At 66.6% G+C, this 15,276-nt stretch carries 14 protein-coding genes; all 14 read right to left on the bottom strand.

Features of this window, described 5'->3' with window-relative positions; all coding sequences use genetic code 11:
- Nucleotides 1-14: 14 nt before the first annotated feature.
- Genes nuoN through ACX12F_RS19150 form a run of 14 tightly spaced genes read right to left on the bottom strand, consistent with a single transcriptional unit; the run spans nucleotide 15 to nucleotide 15,181 of the window.
- A complete protein-coding gene (gene nuoN, locus ACX12F_RS19215; RefSeq protein ID WP_459370427.1) occupies nucleotides 15-1,508 on the bottom strand; it encodes an NADH-quinone oxidoreductase subunit NuoN in 1,494 nt (497 codons plus the stop codon).
- Nucleotides 1,509-1,552: 44 nt separating this feature from the next.
- On the bottom strand, nucleotides 1,553-3,103 hold the full coding sequence (locus ACX12F_RS19210; protein ID WP_459366080.1) for an NADH-quinone oxidoreductase subunit M: 1,551 nt from the start codon (nucleotides 3,101-3,103) through the stop codon (nucleotides 1,553-1,555).
- Complete coding sequence (gene nuoL, locus ACX12F_RS19205; protein WP_459366079.1) at nucleotides 3,097-4,980, bottom strand: NADH-quinone oxidoreductase subunit L; 1,884 nt, start codon at nucleotides 4,978-4,980, stop codon at nucleotides 3,097-3,099. The genes ACX12F_RS19210 and nuoL overlap by 7 nt, the downstream gene beginning before the upstream one ends.
- A gap of 2 nt (nucleotides 4,981-4,982) precedes the next feature.
- Nucleotides 4,983-5,282 carry an NADH-quinone oxidoreductase subunit NuoK gene (nuoK, locus tag ACX12F_RS19200; RefSeq protein ID WP_459366078.1) on the bottom strand — a complete coding sequence of 100 codons (300 nt, stop codon included), beginning with the start codon at nucleotides 5,280-5,282 and terminating at the stop codon, nucleotides 4,983-4,985.
- Entirely contained in the window at nucleotides 5,279-6,016 is a 738-nt protein-coding gene (locus ACX12F_RS19195) for an NADH-quinone oxidoreductase subunit J (protein ID WP_459366077.1), read from the bottom strand. Before ACX12F_RS19195 ends, nuoK begins: the two co-directional genes overlap by 4 nt.
- A complete protein-coding gene (gene nuoI, locus ACX12F_RS19190) occupies nucleotides 6,013-6,615 on the bottom strand; it encodes an NADH-quinone oxidoreductase subunit NuoI (RefSeq protein ID WP_459366076.1) in 603 nt (200 codons plus the stop codon). Before nuoI ends, ACX12F_RS19195 begins: the two co-directional genes overlap by 4 nt.
- Nucleotides 6,605-7,834: an NADH-quinone oxidoreductase subunit NuoH gene (nuoH, locus tag ACX12F_RS19185; RefSeq protein ID WP_459366075.1), complete on the bottom strand. Its 1,230-nt coding sequence runs from the start codon at nucleotides 7,832-7,834 to the stop codon at nucleotides 6,605-6,607. The genes nuoI and nuoH overlap by 11 nt, the downstream gene beginning before the upstream one ends.
- On the bottom strand, nucleotides 7,831-10,212 hold the full coding sequence (locus ACX12F_RS19180; protein ID WP_459366074.1) for an NADH-quinone oxidoreductase subunit G: 2,382 nt from the start codon (nucleotides 10,210-10,212) through the stop codon (nucleotides 7,831-7,833). Before ACX12F_RS19180 ends, nuoH begins: the two co-directional genes overlap by 4 nt.
- Nucleotides 10,209-11,519 (bottom strand): NADH-quinone oxidoreductase subunit NuoF, encoded by a 1,311-nt coding sequence (gene nuoF / locus ACX12F_RS19175; RefSeq protein WP_459366073.1) that lies wholly within the window; start codon nucleotides 11,517-11,519, stop codon nucleotides 10,209-10,211. The genes ACX12F_RS19180 and nuoF overlap by 4 nt, the downstream gene beginning before the upstream one ends.
- On the bottom strand, nucleotides 11,516-12,238 hold the full coding sequence (gene nuoE / locus ACX12F_RS19170; protein ID WP_459366072.1) for an NADH-quinone oxidoreductase subunit NuoE: 723 nt from the start codon (nucleotides 12,236-12,238) through the stop codon (nucleotides 11,516-11,518). The genes nuoF and nuoE overlap by 4 nt, the downstream gene beginning before the upstream one ends.
- On the bottom strand, nucleotides 12,235-13,563 hold the full coding sequence (nuoD, locus tag ACX12F_RS19165; protein WP_459366071.1) for an NADH dehydrogenase (quinone) subunit D: 1,329 nt from the start codon (nucleotides 13,561-13,563) through the stop codon (nucleotides 12,235-12,237). The genes nuoE and nuoD overlap by 4 nt, the downstream gene beginning before the upstream one ends.
- Nucleotides 13,563-14,246 (bottom strand): NADH-quinone oxidoreductase subunit C, encoded by a 684-nt coding sequence (locus tag ACX12F_RS19160; protein WP_459366070.1) that lies wholly within the window; start codon nucleotides 14,244-14,246, stop codon nucleotides 13,563-13,565. The genes nuoD and ACX12F_RS19160 overlap by 1 nt, the downstream gene beginning before the upstream one ends.
- A complete protein-coding gene (locus ACX12F_RS19155) occupies nucleotides 14,243-14,800 on the bottom strand; it encodes a NuoB/complex I 20 kDa subunit family protein (RefSeq protein WP_459366069.1) in 558 nt (185 codons plus the stop codon). Before ACX12F_RS19155 ends, ACX12F_RS19160 begins: the two co-directional genes overlap by 4 nt.
- A gap of 6 nt (nucleotides 14,801-14,806) precedes the next feature.
- Nucleotides 14,807-15,181, bottom strand: coding sequence for an NADH-quinone oxidoreductase subunit A (locus ACX12F_RS19150; protein ID WP_043400785.1), 375 nt, complete (start codon nucleotides 15,179-15,181; stop codon nucleotides 14,807-14,809).
- Nucleotides 15,182-15,276: the final 95 nt, after the last annotated feature.

The following is a 15,276-nucleotide window of genomic DNA, read 5'->3' as shown; positions in this document are numbered from 1 at the left end:
CACCTCCCAGCGGCTCACCGCAAGAACTGACCGGCGTGGTTGGCCAGATCCAGCACCGGCTGCGGGACCGCGCCGAGTGCCAGCGTCACGAACGCCGTCAGCCCGATCATCGCGGTGCTGAGGCTGCCCGACTGGATTTCCGGTGCGTCGTCGACCGGATCGGTGAAGAACATCAGGACGATCACCCGGACGTAGAAGTACGCGGCGACGGCACTGACGATGACACCGATGACCACCAATGACGCGGCGCCACCTTCGGCCGCGGCCTTGAAGACCGCGAACTTGCTGACGAACCCACTGGTCAGCGGAATGCCGGCGAAGGCAAGCAGAAACAGTGCGAACACCACACCGAAGAACGGATTCCGCCGTCCCAGCCCGGCCCAGCGGCGCAGGTCGCCTTCTTCATCGCCGTCGGTGCGGCGGACCACACTCACCACCGCGAACGCACCGAGCGTGCTGAACCCGTAGGCGAACAGATAGAACAACGACGCCGACAATCCGCTGCCGTTGAGTGCGATCACGCCGGTGAGGATGAAACCGGTATGTGCCACCGAGGAATACGCCAGCATGCGCTTGACGTCATCCTGCGCGATGGCGATCACCGTGCCCACCGCCATGGACAGCACCGCGATGATCGACAGCACCGGCCGCCAGTGGTCGGCGAGGGCCGGCAGCGCGACGTAGCAGACCCGCAGCAGCGCACCGAACGCGGCGATCTTGGTGGCCGACGCCATGAAGGCCGTCACGGGTGTGGGTGCGCCTTGATACACGTCGGGCACCCACGAATGAAACGGCACCGCACCGACTTTGAACAACAGGCCCACGCAGAGGAGCGCGATGCCGATGAGTCCGAGGGAAGCCGGTCCGCGGCCGGCGGCGACGCCCGACAGGCTCAGACTGCCCGAGTAGCCGTAGAGCATCGCGACGCCGAAGAGAAAGAACGCCGACGAAAATGCGCCCAGCAGAAAATATTTCAGCGACGCTTCCTGCGACAGCAGCCGATTCCGCCGAGCCAGGCCGCACATCAGGTACAGCGGCAGAGACAGCACCTCGAGCGCTACGAACATCGTCAGCAGATCATCCGAGGCGGCGAACAGCATCATGCCGCCGAGCGCGAACATCGCAAGGGGGAACACCTCGGTCTGCACCACACCCGCTTTGAGCGCGACCTGTTCGGCGGCGCTGTCGGGCACCGTCGAGGCCTGCGGGGTGAACGCGGCCAGCCCGCTGCCGTCGGAAACCCGTTGGGCCATCAGCAGGGTCGCCAGCACGCCGACACCGAGCAAGGTGCCCTGCAGGAACAATGCCGGCCGGTCGATGGCGATGGCACCGAGGACCGCGGGCCGGCCGATCGCTGAACCCAGGTGCAGCGCTTGGGAAACCACCGCGATCAACGCCGCCACCTGGCCGCCGATGCTCAAGATGACCTGGGCGCGGTAGCGTGCCGAGCGCGGCGCGAAGGCCTCCACGAGGACGCCGGCCAGGGCGACCCCGAAGACGACCAGCATCGGCGACAGCAGGCCGTATTCGACGGACGGCGCGGGGATAGGTGTCACCGGGCGACCCCCTGGGCAGTGCTCGACGAGGTATGGCCGACAGCGGGATTGATGATGTCGAGCGCCGGCTTCGGGTAGACGCCCAGCACGACCAAAAGGGCGACCAGCGGTACTACCACGGCCAGCTCGCGAGGCACCAGGTCGCGCAGCTTGTCGTTGCCGTCGGCGACGGGGCCGGTCATCATGCGCTGGTACATCCACAGGATGTAGAGGGCGGAGAGCACCAGCGCGGTGGCCGCGACGGCCGTGACGGCCGGGTAGCGGATGAACGTGCCGACCAGGACCAGGAATTCGCTGATGAACGGTGCCAGGCCCGGTAACGACAGGGTGGCGAGCCCGGCGACCAGGAATGTGCCGGCCAGGACCGGCGCGACGGTCTGCACACCCCCGTAGTCGGCAATGGCCCGAGATCCCCGGCGGGACACCAGGAACCCGGCGATCAGGAACAGCGCGGCCGTCGAGAGGCCGTGGTTGACCATGTACAGCGCGGCGCCGGACTGCGCCTGCTCGGTCATGGCGAAGATGCCCAGGATGATGAAGCCGAAGTGTGAGATCGAGGTGTAGGAGATCAGGCGCATGACGTCGGTCTGACCGATGGCCACGATGGCCCCGTAGACGATACCGATGACCGCCAGCGCAATGATCAACGGCCGGAATATCGCCGCGGACTGGGGGAACAGCTGTAGGCAGTACCGGAGCATGCCGAAGGTGCCGACCTTGTCGACGACGGCCATCATCAGGACGGCGGTGGCCGGGGTGGAGTGCACTGCCGCGTCGGGCAGCCACCGGTGCAGCGGCCACAGGGGTGCCTTGACCGCGAACGCAAACATGAATCCGCCGAAGAGTGCGTTGGCCAAACCCGGGCTGACGTTCAGGGTGCCGCCCCGCGCGGCGTCCGCGACGGCACGGAAATCAAACGTGCCGTGCGCGAAGAGCGGGCTGTTGGCGGTGGCCACGTACAGCCCGATGACTGCGGCCAGCATGATCAAGCCACCGAACAGGTTGTACAGCAGGAACTTCACCGCGGCCTTCGACGCCGCGGGACGGTCCGCGCCGAAACCGCCGATGAGGAAGTACATCGGGATCAGCATGGCCTCGAAGAACACGTAGAACAGCAGGATGTCCAGCGACACCAGGGAAATCAGCACCATCGACTCGACGGCGAGGATCAATGCGAAGTAGGCATGTGTCGACTTGGCCTGCGCGCCCGCGTCGTTCGCGTCACCGTCATGCCAGCCGGCGATGATCAGCAGCGGCACCAGGACCGCCGTCAGCGCGACCAACACGAGGGCCACACCGTCGACCCCGAGGATGTATCCGGTGCCGAACGACGGGATCCACGGATGGTTCTCGACAAACTGGTAGCGCGCCCCGGCCGGATCGAACCGCAGCGTGAGCATCAGCGCGATGGCGAACACGACCAGCGACACCGCAAATGCCGCCCAGCGCGCGAAAGCACGTGCCGCGGCAGGCAAGAGGATTACTGCCGCACCGCCGGCCATCGGGACGGCCCACAACGCCGTCAGCCACCACATTCCGGTCACCACACCCTCACCGCGAGAATGGCGGCCGCAAGCAATGCCGCTCCGGCCAACATGGACAACGCATACGACCGGGCGAACCCGTTCTGCCAGCGCCGAAGGTCCTGCGACCCGCTGCGCACCAGCCCCGCGAGCTCCCGGGTGACGCCGTCGACCGCGACGTCGTCGAAGTCGACCAGGTCATCGGTCAGTCGCCGGCCCGGCACCATCAGCACCCGCTCGTTGAACACGTCGCCATACAGATCATTGCGGGCAGCGACAGTCAGCCCGGAGACGTTGACCGGCGCACTCACCGGGATGGGTTGCCGCGCATACATCCGATACGCGATCGCGACGCCGACACCGACCACCGCGAGAGTGACGACGGTGAGCAGCCAAGCCGGAACGGTGTGCTCGAGTTCCTGGTAACCGACGATGGGCTCGAGCCAGTGTTCCAACGCTCCGCCGACCGCGAGCAGCGCGCCCGCACCGATGGACCCGGCGGCCAGCAACACCATGGGCCAGGCCATGACCGACGGCGATTCATGGGGATGCGCCTCGGCGCGCCAACGCTTTTCCCCGAAGAACGTCATCAGCATGACGCGGGTCATATAGAACGCGGTGATGCCCGCGCCCAGCAGCGCGGCGCCACCGAACAGCAGGCCTCTGGTGCCGCCGACAGCGAATGCGGTCTCGATGATCGGATCTTTCGAGAAGAACCCGGACAGTGGCGGCACCCCGATGATCGCGAGATACCCCATGCCGAACGTGGCGAACGTGACGGGCATGGCGGTGCGAAGCCCGCCGTAGCGGCGCATGTCGGTCTCGTCGTCCATGGCGTGCATCACCGACCCGGCGCCGAGGAACAGGCCGGCCTTGAAGAAGCCGTGGGCCAGCAGATGCAGGATCGCGAGCGCGTAGCCGGCCGGACCGAGCCCCGCCGCCAGCATCATGTAGCCGATCTGGCTCATGGTCGACGCGGCAAGGGCCTTCTTGATGTCGTCCTTGGCGCAGCCGATCGCCGCGCCGAACAACAGCGTGACCGCTCCCACGATCGCGACCGCCAGCCGGGCGTCGGCGGACTGGTTGAAGATCGGTGCCGACCGCACCACGAGGTACACGCCCGCGGTGACCATGGTGGCCGCGTGGATGAGCGCTGACACCGGCGTGGGACCCTCCATGGCGTCCCCGAGCCACGACTGCAGCGGCACCTGAGCCGACTTGCCGCACGCGGCCAGCAGCAACAGCAGACCGATGAGCGTGGTGGTCGCTGCGGCGAGATGCGGCGCGTTGGCGAAAACACCCGCGTAGGAGAGTGTTCCGGTGTGGGCGAACATGGCCGCCAGGGCCAGCGCCAGCCCGATGTCACCGACCCGGTTGACGACGAATGCCTTCTTCGCGGCCGTCGCCGCCGACGGCTTGTGCGACCAGAACCCGATCAGCAGGTACGACGCCAGGCCGACGCCTTCCCACCCGACGTACAGGCCCAGGTAGTTGTCGGCCAGGACGAGCAGCAGCATCGCCGCGACGAACAGGTTGAGATAGGCGAAAAAGCGGCGCCGGGCCGGGTCATGCGCCATGTAGCCGATCGAATAGATGTGGATCAGCGCCCCGACACCGGTGATCAGCAGGACGAAGCAGACGGACAGCTGGTCCAGCCGCAGCCCGAAGTCGACCTGGAGTTGGGCGACCGGAACCCAGGAGAACAGCGTCTCGTGCACCATCCGGAAGTCGTTGCCGCGACCGGACATTGCCACGAACTGGGTGGCACCGACTCCGAAGGCGCCGACCACCGTGGCGCAACCGAGCAGGTGGCCCCACGCGTCGGTGGCCTTCCCGCCGAGCAGCAATATTGCCGCGCCCGCCAGGGGCAGCGCGATCAGCAACCACACCGAGGTCGTCATGGTCACTGCTTCAGCAGGCTCGCGGCGTCCACCGACGCCGATCGCCGGGTCCGGAATATGGTCATGATGATCGCCAGTCCCACCACCACCTCACACGCAGCCACCACCATGGTGAAGAACGCCACCACCTGACCGTCGAGCCCGCCGTGCATGCGGGAAAACGTGACGAACGCCAGATTGGCGGCGTTGAGCATCAATTCGATGCACATGAACATGACGATGGCGTTGCGGCGCACCAGCACACCAGCCGCGCCGATGGTGAACAGCAGTGCGGCAAGATAGAGGTAATTGGTGGGATTCATGAGCCTCCCTGCTCCTCGCGTGCGCTGACGGCATTCCCATCGTCGGTCGAGATGCTGCGCCGAGGTAGGACGGCGCTGACGGACATGTCGGCGTCCGCACCGTCGGGAAGCTTGGCCAGGATGTCGACGGCGTTGTGCCGTGCGTACACCCCAGGGTTCGGCCGGGGCGTCGGATGTCCGCCCGCGGCAAACCGCTCAATTGACAGCTCGCGCTGGGTCTTTCGGTGCTCGAACCGTTCGCGGTGGGTCAGCACCATGGCACCCAGTGCGGCGGTGATGAGTAGCGCGCTGGTGGTCTCGAACGCCCACAGGTAGCGGGTGAAGATCAGCACCGCCAGACCCTGGACGTTGCCGGCTCGGTTCGCGTGCTCCAAACCGACATACGACGTGCCGAGGCTGCCGATGCCGGCCATCACCGCGATGCCGAAGCCGACGCCGGCCACGACGGTGGCAATGCGTTGTCCCCGAATGGTTTCGACCAGCGAATCAGCCGAATCGACGCCGATCAGCATGAGAACGAACAGGAACAGCATCATGACGGCGCCGGTGTAGACCACCACCTGCACGACGCCGAGAAACACCGCGTCCTGGGCAATGTACAGGACGGCGAGGCTAATCATGGTGCTGGCCAAGAACATTGCCGAGTACACCGCTTTGGGTGCGGCCACCATGGCGATGGCGCCGAGCACCGACGCGGTGCCGAGCACCCAGAATGTCACGGCCTCTCCGGTCACTTGGCCGCCTCTCGCCGAGCTCGTTCGTCGGCGGCGGGCCGCGAAACACCTGAGGCGGTGACGTTGCCGCGGTAGTAGTCCTCGTCGGTGCTGCCCTCGGCCATCGCGTGTGGTGGTGCGGTCATACCGGGCTCGAGAGGCGCCAACAGCTTGTCCTTGCCGTAGATCAGGTCGGACCTGTTGTCGTCGGCCATCTCGTAGTCGTTGGTCATGGTCAGCGCACGGGTGGGGCAGGCCTCGATACACAGCCCGCAGCCGATGCACCGCAGGTAGTTGATCTGATACACCCGGCCGTACCGCTCGCCGGGCGAAAAGCGTTGTGACTGTGTTATTTCCCCCGTCGCTTCGCTCGTCCCGTCCGTGTTGTCCGCGCCCTCGACGAAGATGGCGTCCGCCGGGCAGGCCCAGGCGCACAATTCGCAGCCGATGCACTTCTCGAGGCCGTCGTCATAGCGGTTGAGTTGATGCCGGCCGTGATAGCGGGGCGCGACCGGACCGGGTTTCTCGGGATACTGCTCGGTGACCGGCTTTTTGAACATGGTCCCGAAGGTGACGCCGAAGCCGGCGATGGCCTCGATGAATTTGGGCCTACTGGGCATGGTGTACCTCTTTGGCCGGGATGGGCGGTACCGGGAACGCGCCGGGCGGCGGTTCGGCGGCTGGGGCAGCCGGGTGAGCGGTCCTGCGCCGCATGGTGTTCCACAGCGCACCGGCGATGGCGACCACGGCGATGGCGGCGGCGAACGCCAGCACGACGGGCCAGCTGTCGTAGCCCTGCAGACGCAGGGTGCGCACGATACTGACGATCATGATCCATGCCAGGGAGATCGGGATGAGCACCTTCCAGCCCAACGCCATGAACTGGTCGTAGCGCAGCCGGGGGAGCGTGGCGCGCAGCCACATGAACAGGAACAGGAAAGCCCATACCTTGCCGATGAACCACAGCAGCGGCCACCATCCGGTGTTGGCTCCGGGGATGAGGCTCAAAGGCCATGGGGCCTGCCAGCCGCCGAGGAACAGGGTGGTGGCCAATGCGGACACCGTCGTCATATTGACGTACTCCGCGAGCATGAACATCGCGAACTTCAGTGACGAGTACTCGGTGTGGAAACCGCCGACCAACTCGCCCTCGGCTTCGGGCAGGTCGAAAGGCGCCCGGTTGGTTTCGCCGACCATGGAGACGACGTAGATCAGGAACGACGGCAGCAGCAGGAAGACGTACCAGCGGCCCTGCTGCGCGGCGACGATCTGGGACGTCGACATGGTGCCGGCGTACAGGAACACCGCGGCGAACGACAGCGCCATCGCGATCTCGTACGAGATCACCTGTGCGCTGGACCGCAGCCCGCCGAGCAGGGGATAGGTGGAGCCGGACGCCCAGCCCGCCAATACGATTCCGTACACCCCGATCGAGGTCACCGCGAGGACGTACAACACCGCGACCGGCAGGTCGGTCAATTGCAGCGGGGTCTCGTGTCCGAAGACGCGGACCAGTGGCCCCATCGGGATGACGGCGAATGCCATGATCGCCGGGATCACCGAGATGATCGGCGCCAGAAGGTAAATCGGCTTGTCCACCCCGGCCGGGACCAGCCCTTCCTTCAGGGCGAGCTTGATGCCGTCGGCCAGGCTCTGGAGCAACCCGAACGGACCCACCCGGTTGGGCCCGATGCGCATCTGCATCCAGCTCAGTACCCGGCGTTCGAGCAAGATCGCGACCAGCACCGTCAGGAGCAGGAACACGAAAACGCCGAGTGCTTTGGCGAGGACAAGCCACCACGGGTCGAGACCGAAGGACGAGAGGTCGGGATAGTTCATGAGGCCGCTCCGCTGATCGAGACGACCACGCCCGGGGCGACGCGCAGTGTCGGGTGCACGGTCGATCCGGGCGAGTTCAGCGGGAGCCACACCACACCGGCCGGCATATCGGTGATCTCGAGCGGCAGGGTGATACTGCCGTGCTCTGTACTCACCATGAGCGTGTCCCCGGCTCCGACGCTCGCGGCGGTGTCAGGCGACAGTCGGGCGACCGCCGGACGTGCGGTGGCGGCCAGGTGTGGCTCGCCGTCCTGCATCCGGCCGGCGTCGAGCAACATCCGCCAGCCCGCGAGAACGGCCTGGCCGGGTCCTGGCACCGGGTTCGGCGGAGCAGTGAATTCCGGTGCGGCAGGCCGTGGTCCGGTCCAGCACCCGAGTCGGTTCATCTCGTCGCGGACCGTCGCGACGTCGCGCAGACCCAGATCGATGCAGTGCTCGTCGGCCAGCGCGGCCAGCACTCCCATGTCCGCACGGGTAGCGGCTGGCAGTGCGGCACCGAACGACCGGCGCCGCCCTTCCCAGTTGACGAAACTGCCGGCCTTCTCGACCACCGGTGCGACCGGGAACACGACGTCCGCTAGGTCGGTGACGGCGCTGCGGCGCACCTCCATGCTCACCACGAACTTCGCAGCGGTGAGTGACCGCTGAGCCAGTTCCGGGTCGGGCAGGTCGGCCAGCTCGACGCCGGCGACCAAGACGGCTTCCAGGTCGCCGTCGGCTGCGGCGGCCAGGATCGCGGTGGTGTCGCGGCCCGGTGCGTCCGGGAGTTCGTCCACATTCCAGGCGACGGTCACCTCGGTTCGAGACGGCAGATCGGTCACCAAACGCCCGCCGGGCAACAGATTCGGGGCTGCACCGGCTTCCAGCGCACTGCGCTCGCCGGCCCGCCGCGGCACCCAACCGACGCCTGCGCCTGTCCGCTCGGCCAACCGGGCCAGCGCGGAGAATCCGCCCGGGACACCGGCCAGCCGCTCGCCGGTGAGGATGACCGAACCGGGCGGCAACACCTCGATGGCGTCGAGAGCACGGGGTTCGCGGCCGGGTGCGGCGGAGATCAGGGTGCCACCCATCTTCTCCAGGCCCCGGCTGGCGAACGGCGCCACCGCAACCACTTTGAGGCCGTGCTTGCGGAATGCCTTGCGCAGCCGCAGGTACACGATCGGCGATTCGTCTTCCGGCTCGAACCCGACGAGCAGCACGACGGGCGCCTTTTCCAGGTCGGCGTACGTCACCTGCATCGGCCAGCCCGCGACGTTGGCCGCCAGGAACTGGGCTTCCTCGTCGCTGTGTACCCGGTTGCGGAAGTCGATGTCGTTGGTGCCCAGCACTATCCGCGCGTACTTGGCGTATGCGTACGCATCTTCGGTGGTGAGTCGTCCGCCGACGAGCACGCCGGTCCGGGCGCCGGCCGCCGCCAGCCCGCGCACGGCGACGGCGACGGCTTCGGGCCACGATGCCTGGCGCTGGGTGCCGTCGGCTTCGCGGATCAGCGGCGTGGTGATCCGGTCGCCCTGGGTGGTGTAGGTGAACGCCCAGCGGCCCTTGTCGCAGTTCCACTCCTCGTTGACCTCCGGATCGTCACCGGCCAAGCGGCGCAACACCGTTCCGCGCCGGTGGTCTGTGCGTTGCGCGCATCCAGATGCGCAGTGCTCGCACACGCTGGGGGACGAGACCAGATCGAATGGTCGGGCCCGGAACCGGTACGCGGTGCCCGTCAGCGCACCGACGGGGCAGATTTGCACGGTGTTGCCGGAGAAGTACGAGTCGAATGGTTCGGCTTCCCCTCCCGCGCCGATCCCCACCTGCTGCAGCGCGCCGCGTTCCAGCAGTTCGATGAACGGATCGCCGGCAATCTGATTCGAGAACCGGGTGCAGCGCGCGCACAGCACACAGCGCTCCCGGTCGAGCAAGACTTGCGCCGACAGGTTGATGGGTTTGGGAAAGGTGCGCTTGACGTCCTCGAAGCGAGAATCGGCGCGGCCGTTGGACATCGCCTGGTTCTGCAGGGGGCATTCGCCGCCCTTGTCGCAGACCGGACAATCCAGCGGATGGTTGATCAGCAGCAGTTCCATCACGCCGTGCTGTGCCTTGTCGGCGGCTTCTGACGTGAGCTGGGTGCGCACGACCATGTCCGGGGTGACCGTGGTGGTGCATGACGCCAATGGTTTCCGCTGACCCTCGACCTCGACGAGGCATTGCCGGCAGGCACCCACGGGGTCCAGCAGCGGGTGGTCACAGAACCGGGGAATCTGGATCCCGATGAGCTCGGCCGCACGAATCACCAACGTGCCCTTGGGCACACGGATCTGCTGGTCGTCGATGGTCAACGACACCATCTCGACGGCTGTCGCGTCCTTCGCCGGCTCAGTCACCGTCATGCGCCCGCTCCTTCCGTGGCGAAGACCGTGGCGGCGTGCGGATCGAAGGGGCAGCCGCCGCTCAGGTGGGCGACGTACTCGTCGCGGAAGTACCTGAGCGAGGACATGATCGGGCTAGCGGCTCCGTCGCCCAGCGCACAGAACGACTTGCCGAGGATGGCATCGGAGATGTCGAGCAGCTTGTCCAGATCAGCAGCCTCGGCCTGCCCGCTCTCCAGCCGGGCGTAGATCTGGGCCAGCCAGTACGTGCCCTCCCGGCAGGGGGTGCACTTGCCGCAGGATTCGTGCGCGTAGAACTGGGTCCAGCGCCGCACCGCGCGCACCACGCAGGTGGTCTCGTCGAAAATCTGCAGCGCCTTGGTGCCCAGCATCGAACCGACCCCGGCCATGCCCTCGTAATCCAGCGGCACATCCAGATGTTCGGGTGTGAGCATCGGTGTCGACGATCCGCCGGGGGTCCAGAACTTCAACTGATGGCCGGCCCGGACCCCGCCCGCGTACTCCAGGAGCTCACGCAGCGAAATTCCCAGGGGTGCTTCGTATTGTCCCGGCCGCGCGACATGGCCGGACAACGAGTACAGCGTGAAGCCGGGCGACTTCTCCGATCCCATCGACCGGAACCAGTCGACACCGTGGCGGATCACGGATGGGACGCTGGCGATCGACTCGACGTTGTTGACCACCGTCGGGCAGGCGTACAGCCCGGCGACCGCGGGAAACGGTGGGCGCAAACGGGGTTGGCCGCGCCGGCCCTCCAGTGAGTCGAGCAATGCGGTCTCCTCGCCGCAGATGTAGGCGCCCGCGCCGGCGTGGACCACCAGGTCCAGGTCGAAGCCGGTGCCGGCGATATTGGTGCCGAGATAGCCGTTGGCGTAGGCCTCGGCCACGGCGCCCTGCAGCCGGCGCAGGACGGGAACCACCTCACCGCGCAGGTAGATGAAGGCGTGCCGGGCGCCGATGGCGTACGACGCGATGATGGCGCCTTCCACCAGCGCGTGTGGCGAGGCCAGCATCAGCGGGATGTCCTTGCACGTCCCGGGTTCGGATTCGTCGGCGTTGACCACCAGATAATGCGGGCGGCCGTCGTCGGGGGAGATGAACGACCATTTCGTCCCTGTCGGGAAGCCCGCGCCGCCGCGGCCCCGGAGGCCCGAATCCTTCACGAGCGCAATGACTTCGGCGGGCTGCTTCCGGAGCACGGCGCGCAGGGCCTGGTAGCCGCCCTGCCGAACGTAACTCTGCAGCGTCCATGACTGGGGCTGATCCCAATGCCGACTCAGTACCGGCGTCAGTCCCGTCGAGGTCATTGGGGCGCCTCCATCCCGCGCTCCTCGGCGATCCGCAACCCGGCCAGGGTGGCCGCGCCCGGTTCGAAGTCGTTGCTGCCGGGCCGCTCGTCGGGGAACCCGGCGAGGATCCGCGCGGTCTCCTTGAACGTGCAGAGGGTTGCGCCGCGGGTGGGCATCACCGGACCGCCGGCCCGCAGTGCGTCCACGAGTTCGCGGGCGGAACCGGGGGTTTGGTTGTCGAAGAACTCCCAGTTGACCATGACGACCGGGGCGTAGTCGCAGGCGGCGTTGCATTCGATGTGTTCCAGCGTGACCCGGCCGTCGGCGGTGGTCTCGCCGGCGCCGAGGCCGAGGTGTTCTTCGAGTGTCTCCAGGATGGCGTCACCGCCCATGATGGCGCACAACGTGTTGGTGCAGACCCCGACGAGATATTCACCGGTGGGGGTTCGCCGGTACATCGAGTAGAAGGTGGCGACAGCGGTGACTTCAGCCGTGCTGAGGTCCAATTGCGCAGCGCAGAAAGAGATTCCGGCCGGCGTCAGATAGCCGTCCTGCGACTGGACGAGGTGTAGCAGCGGCAACAATGCCGAGCGCGCGCTGGGGTAGCGGGCGATGATCGCGGCCGCATCGGCGGCCAGCCTCGTGCTCACCTCTGTCGAATAGGACTGCGGCCCTTGACCGATGGGCGGGCCGGGCTCGTCCGGACGTGGCCCGAGACGGAGTTCGATGGCGGTCATCTGTCCACGCCTCCCATGACCGGGTCGATCGACGCCACCGCGGCGATGGCGTCGGCGACCATGGACCCCTCGCACATCACCGACACCGCCTGCAAATTCGTGAATGACGGATCGCGGTAGTGCACCCGGTACGGCCGGGTGCCGCCGTCGGAGACCATGTGCACGCCGAGCTCGCCGCGAGGCGATTCGACCGCGACGTACACCTGCCCGGCCGGTACCCGGATACCTTCGGTGACCAACTTGAAGTGGTGGATCAGGGCCTCCATGGATGAGCCCATGATCTTCGCGATGTGCTCCTTCGAGTTACCCAGGCCGTCGGGGCCGACCTTCAGGTCCGCCGGCCAGGCCAGCTTCTTGTCGGTGATCATCACGGGTCCGGGGCCAGTCTTGCTCAATCGCTCTACGCACTGCTCGACGATCTTGATGGACTCGTGCATCTCGCGGACCCGAATGATGTAGCGACCGTAGGCATCACACTGGTCATCGGTGATGACGTCGAAGTCATACGACTCGTATCCGCAGTAGGGCTGCGACTTGCGCAGGTCATGCGGGAGGCCTGTCGACCGCAACACCGGTCCGGTGATGCCCAGCGCCATGCAGCCGGTAAGGTCCAGGTACCCGACCCCTTGGGTGCGGGCCTTCCAGATGTAGTTCTCGTTGAGCAGGTTTTCCATGTCGCGCAACCGTTTCGGCAACAGCTGCAGCAGTTCCCGCAGCTGTGGCAGCGCCTCGTCGGGCAGGTCGGCGGCCAGCCCGCCCGGGCGAATGTACGCGTGGTTCATCCGGAGTCCGGTGATGGTCTCGAAGACAGACAACACCAGTTCGCGTTCCCGGAACCCGAAGAACATTGCCGACATGGAGCCCAGTTCCATGCCGCCGGTGGCGAGTGCGACCAGGTGCGACGAGATTCGGTTGAGCTCCATGAGCATGACCCGAATGACGTTGGCACGCTCGGGAATATCGTCGGTCACGCCGAGCAGCTTCTCGACGCCCAGGCAGTACGCGGTTTCGTTGAAGAAGGGTGACAGATAATCCATCCGCGTCACGAACGTGACGCCCTGCGTCCAGGTGCGGTATTCGAGGTTCTTCTCGATTCCGGTGTGCAGGTAGCCGATTCCGCACCTGGCCTCGGTGATGGTCTCGCCGTCGATCTCCAGGATCAGCCGCAGCACGCCATGGGTGGACGGATGTTGCGGTCCCATGTTGACCACGATGCGTTCGCCGGCGACGGCGCTCTCGCGCGCCGCGGCGACGACGTCGGCCCAGTCTTGACCGCCGACGGTGACCACGCGCTCGCGGCCATCGGGTTCGTTGTCCAGAGTCATCAGTTGTAGGCCCGCCGTTCGTCCGGCGGCGGAATCTTCGCGCCGTGGTACTCGACGGGTATGCCGCCGAGTGGGTAGTCCTTACGCTGCGGATGTCCTACCCAGTCGTCGGGCATCTCGATCCGGGTCAGCGCCGGGTGGCCGTCGAAGATGATGCCGAAGAAGTCGTAGGTCTCGCGCTCGTGCCAGTCGGTGGTCGGGTACACCGAGTACAGCGACGGGACATGCGGATCGGCATCCGGAGCGCACACCTCGACGCGAATGCGGCGGTTGTGCGTGATGGACATCAGCGGATAGACGGCGTGCAGCTCGCGGTCGGTGTCGTCGGGGTAGTGCACCCCGGAAACTCCCAGACACAACTCGAATCTCTGCTCGTCGCGCAGCGCCTGGGCCACCGCCACCAGATGCTCGCGGCGCACCTCGATGGTCAGCTCGTCGCGGAACACCACGACACGTTCGATGGCGGCGGCGAACTGGTCCTGGCCGAGTGCGGCGGCCAACGTGTCGACGACGTCGTCGAAGTAGCCGCCGTACGGCCGCGGCGAGCTGCCGGGCAGCGCCACTTCCCGGACCAACCGGCCGTAACCCGACGTGTCACCGCTGCCGCGCACGCCGAACATGCCGCGCCGGGTCCCGATGATCTCCGAACCCGTCGCCTCTGCGCCGTTGGGTGTGTCGGTCATGGCCGCAGTAGTCCCTTCAGCTCGATGGTGGGTCGTGCCTGCAGGGCAGCTTCCTCGGCCGCGGCGATGGCTTCGGCTCGATTGACGCCCAAGGGCATCTCCTGAATCTTGGCGTGCAGCTTCAGGATTGCGTTGAGCAGCATTTCGGGCCGCGGCGGGCAGCCCGGCAGATAGATGTCGACCGGCACGATGTGGTCGACGCCCTGCACGACGGCGTAGTTGTTGAACATGCCGCCGGAGGATGCACACACACCCATGGCCAGCACCCATTTGGGCTCGGCCATCTGGTCGTAGACCTGGCGCAGCACCGGCGCCATCTTCTGGCTGACGCGGCCCGCGACGATCATCAGGTCGGCCTGACGCGGTGTCGCGGAGAACCGTTCCATGCCGAAGCGGGCGATGTCGAACCGCGGGCCGGCGGTGGCCATCATCTCGATGGCGCAGCAGGCCAGCCCGAAGGTGGCGGGCCAGAGCGACCCTTTGCGCACGTACCCTGCGACCTTCTCGACAGTGGACAGCAGGATGCCGCCGGGCAGACGTTCTTCGAGTCCCATCGGTCGTCAGTCCCAGCTCAGTCCGCCGCGCCGCCAGATGTACGCATAGGCGACGAACACCGTCAGCATGAACAGCAGCATCTCCACCACTGCGAACACCCCCAGCGATTCGAAGGAAACGGCCCAGGGATACAGGAAGACGATCTCGATGTCGAAGACGATGAACAGCATGGCGGTCAGGTAGTACTTGACCGGGAATCGCTGGCCGGTGGTCTCATGTCCCGGTGAGCCCGGCGCCATCGGTTCGATGCCGCATTCGTAGGCCTCCAGCTTCGCCCGGTTGTACCGGCGGGGGCCGATGACCAGCGCGATTCCGACCGAACCGACCGCGAACGCAGCCGCGATCGCGCCGAGTACCAGGATGGGGATGTAGACGTTCATACGTTCGTCATGCCCTGTGCGGCTCCCTCGTCGAGCTGTCGATGTGAGCTGGCCCACAGCTTAGCTCGGTTAACGGAACGGCCGCCGCATTTTGG

Source organism: Mycolicibacterium sp. HS_4_1 (assembly GCF_054515875.1).
The sequence above is the reverse complement of the archived record's forward strand: the minus strand, read 5'-3'. Positions and strand labels throughout refer to the sequence as shown.

Bases quoted from the DNA above. Each gene is read 5' to 3' on its own strand.
- nuoN (WP_459370427.1), bottom strand. From the start codon at position 1,508: ATGCTGGTCGTCTTCGGGGTCGCCCTGGCCGGCGTCCTCGTGGAGGCC.
- nuoL (WP_459366079.1), bottom strand. From the start codon at position 4,980: ATGACGACCTCGGTGTGGTTGCTGATCGCGCTGCCCCTGGCGGGCGCG.
- nuoK (WP_459366078.1), bottom strand. From the start codon at position 5,282: ATGAATCCCACCAATTACCTCTATCTTGCCGCACTGCTGTTCACCATC.
- nuoI (WP_459366076.1), bottom strand. From the start codon at position 6,615: ATGCCCAGTAGGCCCAAATTCATCGAGGCCATCGCCGGCTTCGGCGTC.
- nuoH (WP_459366075.1), bottom strand. From the start codon at position 7,834: ATGAACTATCCCGACCTCTCGTCCTTCGGTCTCGACCCGTGGTGGCTT.
- ACX12F_RS19180 (WP_459366074.1), bottom strand. From the start codon at position 10,212: ATGACGGTGACTGAGCCGGCGAAGGACGCGACAGCCGTCGAGATGGTG.
- nuoF (WP_459366073.1), bottom strand. From the start codon at position 11,519: ATGACCTCGACGGGACTGACGCCGGTACTGAGTCGGCATTGGGATCAG.
- nuoE (WP_459366072.1), bottom strand. From the start codon at position 12,238: ATGACCGCCATCGAACTCCGTCTCGGGCCACGTCCGGACGAGCCCGGC.
- nuoD (WP_459366071.1), bottom strand. From the start codon at position 13,563: ATGACTCTGGACAACGAACCCGATGGCCGCGAGCGCGTGGTCACCGTC.
- ACX12F_RS19160 (WP_459366070.1), bottom strand. From the start codon at position 14,246: ATGACCGACACACCCAACGGCGCAGAGGCGACGGGTTCGGAGATCATC.
- ACX12F_RS19155 (WP_459366069.1), bottom strand. From the start codon at position 14,800: ATGGGACTCGAAGAACGTCTGCCCGGCGGCATCCTGCTGTCCACTGTC.
- ACX12F_RS19150 (WP_043400785.1), bottom strand. From the start codon at position 15,181: ATGAACGTCTACATCCCCATCCTGGTACTCGGCGCGATCGCGGCTGCG.